The organism is Polaromonas sp. P1_G2 (assembly GCF_056405515.1).
In genome coordinates, this window is sequence record NZ_JBFUBY010000190.1 from 1 (window position 1) to 8,235 (window position 8,235).

Annotated in this window: 8 protein-coding genes and 2 pseudogenes; 7 read left to right on the plus strand and 3 right to left on the minus strand. The window is 63.3% G+C overall.

The window, feature by feature from the left end:
• Window positions 1-138: 138 nt before the first annotated feature.
• Window positions 139-804 (minus strand): YiaD family glycine zipper/OmpA-like lipoprotein, encoded by a 666-nt coding sequence (locus tag AC1D0P_RS17745; RefSeq protein WP_477665136.1) that lies wholly within the window; start codon window positions 802-804, stop codon window positions 139-141.
• 300 nt (window positions 805-1,104) lie between these two features.
• On the opposite strand from AC1D0P_RS17745, the gene AC1D0P_RS17750 reads away from it, so the two are divergent.
• From AC1D0P_RS17750 to plsY, 3 genes and pseudogenes are all read left to right on the plus strand, one after another.
• Window positions 1,105-2,166, plus strand: a complete 1,062-nt coding sequence (locus AC1D0P_RS17750) for an aldo/keto reductase (RefSeq protein ID WP_477677955.1) — start codon at window positions 1,105-1,107, stop codon at window positions 2,164-2,166.
• Window positions 2,167-2,193: 27 nt separating this feature from the next.
• Window positions 2,194-2,717, plus strand: a pseudogene (locus tag AC1D0P_RS17755) (aminoacyl-tRNA deacylase).
• A gap of 48 nt (window positions 2,718-2,765) precedes the next feature.
• Window positions 2,766-3,398 carry a glycerol-3-phosphate 1-O-acyltransferase PlsY gene (gene plsY / locus AC1D0P_RS17760; RefSeq protein WP_477677956.1) on the plus strand — a complete coding sequence of 211 codons (633 nt, stop codon included), beginning with the start codon at window positions 2,766-2,768 and terminating at the stop codon, window positions 3,396-3,398.
• Window positions 3,399-3,521: 123 nt separating this feature from the next.
• Here the strand turns inward: plsY and AC1D0P_RS17765 are convergent, their stop codons facing one another.
• Together AC1D0P_RS17765 and AC1D0P_RS17770 are read right to left on the minus strand one after the other, a co-directional pair.
• Window positions 3,522-4,196 carry a retropepsin-like aspartic protease family protein gene (locus AC1D0P_RS17765; protein ID WP_477677957.1) on the minus strand — a complete coding sequence of 225 codons (675 nt, stop codon included), beginning with the start codon at window positions 4,194-4,196 and terminating at the stop codon, window positions 3,522-3,524.
• 12 nt (window positions 4,197-4,208) lie between these two features.
• On the minus strand, window positions 4,209-4,694 hold the full coding sequence (locus AC1D0P_RS17770; RefSeq protein ID WP_477677958.1) for a YajQ family cyclic di-GMP-binding protein: 486 nt from the start codon (window positions 4,692-4,694) through the stop codon (window positions 4,209-4,211).
• Window positions 4,695-4,739: 45 nt separating this feature from the next.
• Here AC1D0P_RS17770 and murB point away from each other — a divergent pair, with 45 nt between their 5' ends.
• The 4 genes and pseudogenes from murB to AC1D0P_RS17790 form a co-directional block, all read left to right on the plus strand.
• Entirely contained in the window at window positions 4,740-5,810 is a 1,071-nt protein-coding gene (gene murB / locus AC1D0P_RS17775) for a UDP-N-acetylmuramate dehydrogenase (RefSeq protein ID WP_477677959.1), read from the plus strand.
• A gap of 189 nt (window positions 5,811-5,999) precedes the next feature.
• Window positions 6,000-6,671, plus strand: coding sequence for a glycine-rich domain-containing protein (locus AC1D0P_RS17780; RefSeq protein WP_477677960.1), 672 nt, complete (start codon window positions 6,000-6,002; stop codon window positions 6,669-6,671).
• Between the two features lie 193 nt (window positions 6,672-6,864).
• Complete coding sequence (locus AC1D0P_RS17785) at window positions 6,865-8,010, plus strand: Fic family protein (RefSeq protein WP_477677961.1); 1,146 nt, start codon at window positions 6,865-6,867, stop codon at window positions 8,008-8,010.
• Window positions 8,011-8,031: 21 nt separating this feature from the next.
• Window positions 8,032-8,235, plus strand: a pseudogene (locus AC1D0P_RS17790) (nuclease-related domain-containing protein); the annotation flags it as partial.

The window sequence follows — 8,235 nt, forward strand, 5'->3', positions numbered from 1 at the left end:
GCCGATGACGACGACGGGCAAGGTACAGCGGCGGGTTCTGCGATTGCAGGAAGAAGAGAGATTCAGGGCTCAGTCATAGCCCTGAGGCAGACATAAAAAAAGCACCCGAAGGTGCTTTTTTTATGGGTTAGCCAATGCTCAGCGGGCTGCGACATGTTCGGCGACGTAGATTTCAACGCGGCGATTTTTGTCGCGGCCTTGCTGCGTGCTGTTGTCGGCAACCGGTTCGCGCGAACCGCGGCCGTCTGTCACGATGCGGGTGCGGGCCACGCCGCGGCTGACCAGGTAGTCGCGGGCCGAATCGGCACGGTCCACCGACAGCGGGTTGTTGATGGCGTCGGAGCCGGTGTTGTCGGTGTGGCCGATGATGGTGACCGTCGTGACCGGGTTCTGGTTCAGGCTGGTCGCGAACTGGTTCAGGATGGGCGCGAAGTTGGGCTTGATGGCCGAGCGGCCCACGTCAAACGAGACGTCGCTGGGGATGTCCAGCTTCAGGCGGTTGTCGGTGGTCTGGCTCACGGCCACRCCGGTGCCGGCGGTGGCGCGTTCCATCGCGGCTTTCTGGTCCTGCATTTTCTTGGACCAGATGTAGCCGCCGCCCGCGCCGACCGCACCGCCCAGCACCGCGCCGGTGGCGGCGCCCTTGGAGCCGCCGGTGGCCGCGCCCAGCAGCGCACCTGCGACAGCGCCTATGCCGGCGCCCTTGGCCGTGTCGGACTGGGTTTCCGTCATGTTGGCGCAGCCGGAAAGCATGGCGGCGGCCAGGACGGCGCAGCTCAGGGAAGTGGTGGTCAGTTTGTTCATGGAAGTTCTCCTCGGGAAAAATTGGACGATTGTCGTTTTGAAGCTGTATATGAAGCCGTGTTGGCGTTTCAGGATTCAGCCACGAGCGATTAAATCGTTGGAGTGTGAATACTAGGCAGGCAATTGGTGAGCAGTTGTAAGACAAAGGCCCGAATTGGCCCTCAGCAAGCCGCGCGTTAAGCCCTTAAACTAGCCGCTTTGTGAACTTCGTCACACCGCTTCTTCATTGACGCAACACTGCCTCAAGCCCGTTTTTATCCATCCCTTATCTCATCCCCAACCGCATCAAGCGCAAATCCCATGAATAAAGTCCAACTCGGCTCCAGCGACCTGCAGGTGACACCTATTTGCCTGGGCACCATGACCTTCGGCGAACAGGTGGATGAAAAAACCTCGCATGCCATCCTGGACCGTTCGCTGTCGCGCGGCGTCAACTTCATCGACACGGCCGAGATGTACTCGGTGCCGGCGCGCGCCGAAACCTGTGGCTCGACCGAAACCATCATCGGCAACTGGTTTGCCAAAAATCCGTCGGCGCGCAACAAGTTGGTGCTGGCTACCAAGGTGGCCGGCCCCTCGCGCGGCATGCCCTGGGTTCGCGACGGCAGCGGCATGACGGCCAAGGACATCGTGGCTTCGTGCGATGCCAGCCTCAAGCGCCTGCAGACCGAGGTGATAGACCTCTACCAGATCCACTGGCCCGAACGCCACGTGCCGGCCTTCGGCGCGCTGTACTACAACCCCGCGCAGGAGCGTTCCGCCACCTCCATCCATGAACAGCTGGAGGCGCTGGCCGGCCTGGTCAAGGCGGGCAAGGTGCGCGCCATTGGCCTGTCGAACGAAACCCCTTACGGCGTGCATGAGTTCGTGCGCCTGGCCGAACAGCACGGCCTGCCGCGCGTGGCCGCGGTGCAAAACCCGTACTGCCTGATCAACCGCACCGTGGAAAACGGCCTGGATGAAACCATGCACCGCCTGGGCGTTTCGCTGCTGGCCTATTCGCCGCTGGGCTTCGGCCTGCTGACCGGCAAGTACGACGAATCGGGTTTCGAAGGCCCGGCCGCGCCGAAAGAGGCGCGCATCGCAAAATTCGAATCGACGCGCAAGCAGCGCTGGGGCCGCCCCGAGGCACTGGCCGCCGCGCGGCGCTACAACGCGCTGGCGCGCGCCAATGGCCTGACGCCCACGCAGCTGGCCCTGGCCTTTTGCTACACCAAGTGGCAGGTGGCCAGCACCATCATCGGCGTGACCTCGGTCGCGCAGCTGGATGAAGACCTCGATGCCTGGGGCACAAAACTGTCACCCGAAGTGTTGGCCGAGATCGACAAAATCCGCTGGGAATCGCGCGATCCGGCACTGTAAGCCCAGGTTTGTCGCGCGCGCTGCACCATGGCCAAAAAAGACGGCAAAAAGGATCACGTTAGCGAGACTCCGGCTACGCAGTTGTTGAAGGCGAATAAGGTCGACTTCACCGAGCACCCCTACGAGTACCTGGAACACGGCGGCGCCCAGCACAGCGCCGAGGTGCTGGGTTTTGACCCCTTCACCGTCGTCAAGACTTTGGTGATGCAGGACCAGGACGCCAGGCCGCTGGTGGTGCTGATGCACGGCAACCGCAAGGTCTCGACCAAAACCTGGCGCGGCAGATAGGCGCCAAGTCGGTCGAGCCCTGCAAGCCCGAAGTCGCCAACCGCCACAGCGGCTACCTGGTGGGCGGCACCTCGCCCTTCGGCACCCGCAAGGCCATGCCGGTGTATATCGAGGAAAGCATCCTGGCTTTGCCTAGAATCGCCATCAACGGCGGGCGGCGCGGCTACCTGGTCGGGATAGACCCGCAGGCCTGTGTCACATTGCTCGGTGCAAAATCGGTGAACTGCGCGCTCAGCCTGGACAATGCCGCCGGCTACGGCTGACCCCGGCCCCAGGGTCCGCAGCCACCACATATATAAAGAGGGAGACCCATGGTTTACGCATACTCAATTGGCGCCACGCTGCTGGCCTACCTGCTCGGCTCGCTGTCTTTCGCGGTCATCGTCAGCAAGCTCATGGGCCTGAGCGACCCGCGCAGCTACGGCAGCAAAAACCCGGGGGCCACCAATGTGCTGCGATCCGGCAGCAAGCCGGCCGCCGTGGCGACCTTGCTGCTGGACGGCCTCAAAGGCTGGCTGCCGGTGGTGCTGGTCAAATGGTTCGGCGCCGACTACGGCCTGGGCGACGGCACGGTGGCCGCCGTCGGCTTTGCGGCTTTCCTCGGGCATCTGTACCCGGTGTTCTTCCAGTTCAAGGGCGGCAAGGGCGTGGCGACGGCGGCGGGCGTGCTGCTGGGCGTGAGCTGGATCCTGGGTCTGGCGACGCTGGCCACCTGGGTGATCATCGCTTTCTTCTCGCGCTATTCCTCGCTGGCCTCGCTGGTCTCGGCGGCTTTCGCGCCCCTGTACTACCTGTTCGGTGACCGCGAGGCCTGGTATGTCGACAAGGCCATCCTGGTGGTGATGTTCGCCATCAGCGCGCTGCTGGTGTATCGCCACCGCGAGAACATCAGCAAATTGCTCAAGGGGACCGAGTCGAAACTCGGTAGCGGCAAGAAGGGCTGAGCCCCTCAAAAACCCTCCTGGCGTTGTTGCGCCGCCTTGCCGTACTGGTGTACTGTCTGCGGCGACGCGCCTAGCCAGGACCGCTTCGCTGGGTTTTGTGAGTGGCTCTTGATCGAAGCAGGGTCAGAAGCGCCGGGTCAAGACCATTTCTTCATTGGTCCGATTCATTTGGAATCGTGTCAGGAAGCTGTTGCCCAGCAGGATGAAGGGCATGTCGCGCGCGGCCACCACGGCCGGCACGTTGAAGACTTCCACATCACCGACGCGCACCGAGGCGAGCGTGGTCTGCCAGCCGAGGATGGTGCCGTTGGCCGTACCCAGCTGCACGGGCCGGCCCGATTTGTAGTCAATGCCCATGCGCTCGGCATCGGCCAGCGACATCGAGACGGCGCTGGCGCCGGTGTCCACCAGGAACTGGGCCATCTTGCCGTTGATCTGGCCCTGGGTCATGAAGTGCCCGCCGCTACCGGCCGTCAGCACGATGCGGCTGCCCTGACCGGCTTGTGTGCCGGGGCCTCCATTGGCACCCACGCTCATGGGCGCATCCCCGATACGCAGGGAATGGCGCTTGCCGTCGAGGTCCACCACGGCCTGGTCGCCGGAGGTAGAGACGACCTTGACGCCCTTGTGCGTTTCCCCGGGGGCGACGGTCTTGGGCGGGCCGCCGTCCACGATCAGCAAGGCCTTGTTGCCCAGCATGCCGGCCAGGCCCACGGTCTGGGCCTGCGCGGCGGCGGGCAATAGCGCGAGCGCCAGCAGCAAGCGTGCCGCACGCGAAGTGCCAAGCATGGGAGTCATGGTTATTTCTATCTAGTCGCGGAAGTTGTTGAAGCTCAGCGGGAAGTCGCTGATTTCGGCGCGGATCATGGCCATGGCGGCCTGCAGGTCGTCGCGCTTGGCGCCGGTCACGCGCACCGCGTCGCCCTGGATGGAGGCCTGCACCTTGACCTTGCTGCCCTTGATGAGCTGCTGGATTTTCTTGGCCTGTTCGGCCTCGATGCCGTTGCGCACCTTGGTCACCTGCTTGACCTTGTCACCGCCGATTTTTTCGGACTTGCCGACATCGAGGAAGCGGATGTCGACGCCGGCCTTGGTGAGCTTGTTGCGCAGGATGTCGTTCATCTGGTCGAGCTGGAAGTCGCTGTCGCCGATCAGCGTGATGTCTTTTTCCTTCAGCTCGATGGAGGCGGAGGTGCCCTTGAAGTCGAAGCGCGTGGCGATTTCCTTGCCGGTGTTTTCCACGGCGTTTTTGACCTTGACCAGATCGGCTTCAAGAACGGTGTCGAAAGAGGGCATGATGCGAGTCTTTGTTACGGGTGTTGGGGTGAGACAATCCCCCGGATGTTAGTCGAGAAAAACGTTCCACTCCAGCATTCCAACAGCTTTGGCATCGTGGCCAAGGCCCTGAGCCTGGTCCGCATCGCCGGGGAGGCGGATATCGCCGCCGTGCTGCAGGACCCGGCCCTGAAGGCCGCCCCGAAGTTCGTGCTGGGCGGCGGTAGCAACATCGTGCTGACCGGCGACGTCAAGCCGCTGGTGCTCAAGGTCGAAATCATGGGCAAGCGCCTGGTGGGCGAAACCGCCAAGGCCTGGATCGTGGAGGCCGGCGCCGGCGAAAACTGGCACGAGCTGGTCACCTGGACCCTGCAAAACGGCTACCCGGGGCTGGAAAACCTGGCGCTGATCCCGGGCACGGTGGGCGCCTCGCCGGTGCAGAACATAGGCGCTTACGGCGTTGAACTGCAGGACCGCTTCGAGTCGCTGGACGCCGTGGACCTGACGACGGGCCAGCCCTTCACCCTTGAAGCCGCCCAATGCGCTTTCGGTTACCGCGATTCGGTGTTCAAGCACAGCAGCGCGGCGCCCGGGCCGGGCGGCCACGGCTTCGGCTTCGGCTTGGCCGACAAGGCCCTCATCACCCGCGTGCGCCTGGCCCTGCCCAAGGCCTGGAAGCCGGTGCTGGGCTATGCCGACATCGAGAAAAAAATGCAGCAGTCCGGCATCCACGCACCTGATGCGCAGCAGATTTACGAATGGATCTGCGAGATCCGCAAGGCCAAGCTGCCCGATCCGCAGGTGATCGGCAACGCCGGCAGTTTTTTCAAGAACCCCACGGTGTCGCCCGAGCAGTGCGCCGACATCATCCAGCGCGAGCCCAAGATCGTCCATTACCACCTGGCCGACGGTTCGGTGAAGCTGGCCGCGGGCTGGCTGATAGACGCCTGCGGCTGGAAAGGCAAATCCGTCGGCAACGCCGGCGTTTACGAAAAGCAGGCGCTGGTGCTGGTCAACCGCGGCGGCTCCGCCGACCCGGTCACCGGCGGCGAGGTCATGACCTTGGCCAAGGCGATCCAGACCAGTGTGTATGAACGCTTCGGCATCCTGCTCGAGCCCGAACCGGTGGTGGTCTGATATATGGCACGTTTGGGTAAGGTTTACATGGGGCCGCAGGTGTCGTTCGGACGCCGGTTGGCGCTGAAGTATTCAGGCCTGGCCGCTACATTACTGGGCCTCCTCTGGGTTTGCTTGTTTCTAGGCTCGATATTTTCCGGCTGGCGTCGTCCGGACGGGGCACTGCTGCTCATTGTTGCGTTGGCCGGCATGCTATCTCTTGTCGCAATGTGGGCGACCTGGGAGCGCGGCCGGCTGGTCCGTGAAACGCCGCTGCCCAGGTTCCTGCGGCGCAAGCTAATGGACACCTATCCGCACCTGAGCCTCAGGGATGCCGAACTGGTAGAACGCGGGCTGCGCCAGTTCTTTATCGCCTGCCAGCGCAGCAACAAGCGCTTTGTCGCCATGCCCTCGCAGGTGGTCGACAGCATGTGGCATGAGTTCATCCTGCACACCTCGGCCTACCGCGAATGGTGCGACCTGGTGATAGGGCGCTTCATCGACCACGTGCCCGCCGAAGTGCTGGGCCGCAAAGCCTCGACCAACGACGGCCTGCGCCGCGCCTGGTTCTGGTCCTGCCGCGACGAGTCCATCAACCCCAAGCAGCCGAGCCGCCTGCCCCTGCTGTTCGCGCTCGATGCAAAGTTTGCGATTCCCGGCGGTTTCATCTACATGGCCGATTGCAAGGGCGTGCGCCGTGATGGCGAGCAGGGCGGCGCCCACTGCGGCGAAAGCTTTTCGGACGGCAGCTACAGCGGCGATGCCGACGGGTTTGGCGGCAGCGAGTCGTCCTCCAGTAGCAGTAGCGATAGCGACAGTTCCGGCAGCGGCTCCGACGGCAGCAGCGGATGCGGCTCGGGTTGCGGCGGCGGGGGCGACTAGCTGCGAGCCACCACGTACGGGCGCCGTCCGGAGTACCTGGTCAGGCAAAAACGGCTGTGTTGGCGTGCGCCGGGGTGGGTAGGCTAAATTTTTCTGGGCATCTGCGCCCTGTTCAAGCCTGTTTTCATACTTGCGCTTCACATTAAAGATTGGTTTAATGTGACTCGACTCCATTAAAGACTTCTTTAGCACCATGCGCAGCACCGGTACCTACACCACCTCCACCACCTCGGGCGAGCCCGTGCAGGCGTTCGTGCCCCACGCACTGCCGCCCGCCAAGCCAGCGCTGGCGCCCGAGTCCTTTGTGGAGGCCAACCGTGCGGCCGAGCTGGCGCTGGCCCGCTTGTCCGGCGTGGCCGGGCTGGTGCCGTCGGTGGACTGGCTGCTCTACAGCGCCATCCGCAAAGAAGCGCTGCTGACCTCGCAGATTGAAGGCACCCAGGCCACGCTGGCGGACCTGTTTGACGAAGAAGCCGGCTTTGCAGTCAGCAACACCGACGACGTAGAAGAGGTCACCAACTACCTGCGTGCCTTTCGGCGGGTGCAGTCGCAACTGCGTGACCCGGCTGGCTTGCCCTTGAGCGTGCGTTTGCTGTGTGATGCCCACCGGCTGCTGATGGACGGCGCCCGCGGCAACGGCAAGCAGCCAGGCGAGTTGCGCCGCTCTCAAAACTGGATTGGCGGCACCCGGCCCGGCAATGCGGTGTTTGTGCCAGCACCGCCCGAGCGGGTGCCCGCCTTGCTGGCAGACCTCGAGCGCTTCATCCATGACGCAGCGCAACCCTTGCCGCCGCTGGTGAAAACAGCACTGGTCCACCTGCAGTTTGAGACGATTCACCCGTTTCTGGATGGCAATGGCCGCATCGGGCGCCTGCTGATTGCCGCGCTGCTGGAGCATTGGCGCTTGTTGTCAGAGCCATTGATGTACCTCAGCGGCTACCTCAAGCAACATCAGGCCGAGTACTACCGCCGCCTTTCCAACGTGCGCACCGAAGGCGATTGGGAAGGCTGGGTGGCGTTTTTCCTCGAAGGCGTGGCCGTCGCCGCGCAGGATGCCGAACGCAACATTGTGGCCATCGCCACGCTGCTGGCTTCAGACCGTCGCAGTTTGCTGGCTTCGCCCAAGGCAACGCCCAGCAGCTACCGCCTGTTTGAAATGCTGCCCATGATGCCGCGCTTCACAATCGACCAGGTGCGCCAGAAGCTGGCCACCAGCTTCCCAACTGCCACCGCGGCGGTGAAGGTGCTGGAAGATTTGGGCATCGTCACCGAGCTGACCGGGCAGAAAAAAAACCGCAGCTACAGTTACACGGCGTACATTGCACTGCTGGCTGAATAAGAAATTCGAGGGGAGGGAGTCATGCTCATCAAATCAGCGGACGACAAGTCCAAACGCCTGGCCTTGCTGCAGGATTTACAGCAGTCACCTCTGCTGGACGCCCGCCAGAAAGAGTGGCTGCGCGTTGAACTGCGCAACCTGACCGCCGGCATCAAGGGCGAGCGAGAAGCGGCCTTCCACCTCGACGGCCATTACAAGGATGGCCAAAACAACGTGCTGTTGCAC

What these genes read in the sequence shown, in the direction of transcription:
- AC1D0P_RS17750 (WP_477677955.1), top strand. Translation starts at nt 1,105, where the DNA reads ATGAATAAAGTCCAACTCGGCTCCAGCGACCTGCAGGTGACACCTATT.
- plsY (WP_477677956.1), top strand. Translation starts at nt 2,766, where the DNA reads ATGGTTTACGCATACTCAATTGGCGCCACGCTGCTGGCCTACCTGCTC.
- AC1D0P_RS17765 (WP_477677957.1), bottom strand. Translation starts at nt 4,196, where the DNA reads ATGACTCCCATGCTTGGCACTTCGCGTGCGGCACGCTTGCTGCTGGCG.
- AC1D0P_RS17770 (WP_477677958.1), bottom strand. Translation starts at nt 4,694, where the DNA reads ATGCCCTCTTTCGACACCGTTCTTGAAGCCGATCTGGTCAAGGTCAAA.
- murB (WP_477677959.1), top strand. Translation starts at nt 4,740, where the DNA reads ATGTTAGTCGAGAAAAACGTTCCACTCCAGCATTCCAACAGCTTTGGC.
- AC1D0P_RS17780 (WP_477677960.1), top strand. Translation starts at nt 6,000, where the DNA reads ATGCTATCTCTTGTCGCAATGTGGGCGACCTGGGAGCGCGGCCGGCTG.
- AC1D0P_RS17785 (WP_477677961.1), top strand. Translation starts at nt 6,865, where the DNA reads ATGCGCAGCACCGGTACCTACACCACCTCCACCACCTCGGGCGAGCCC.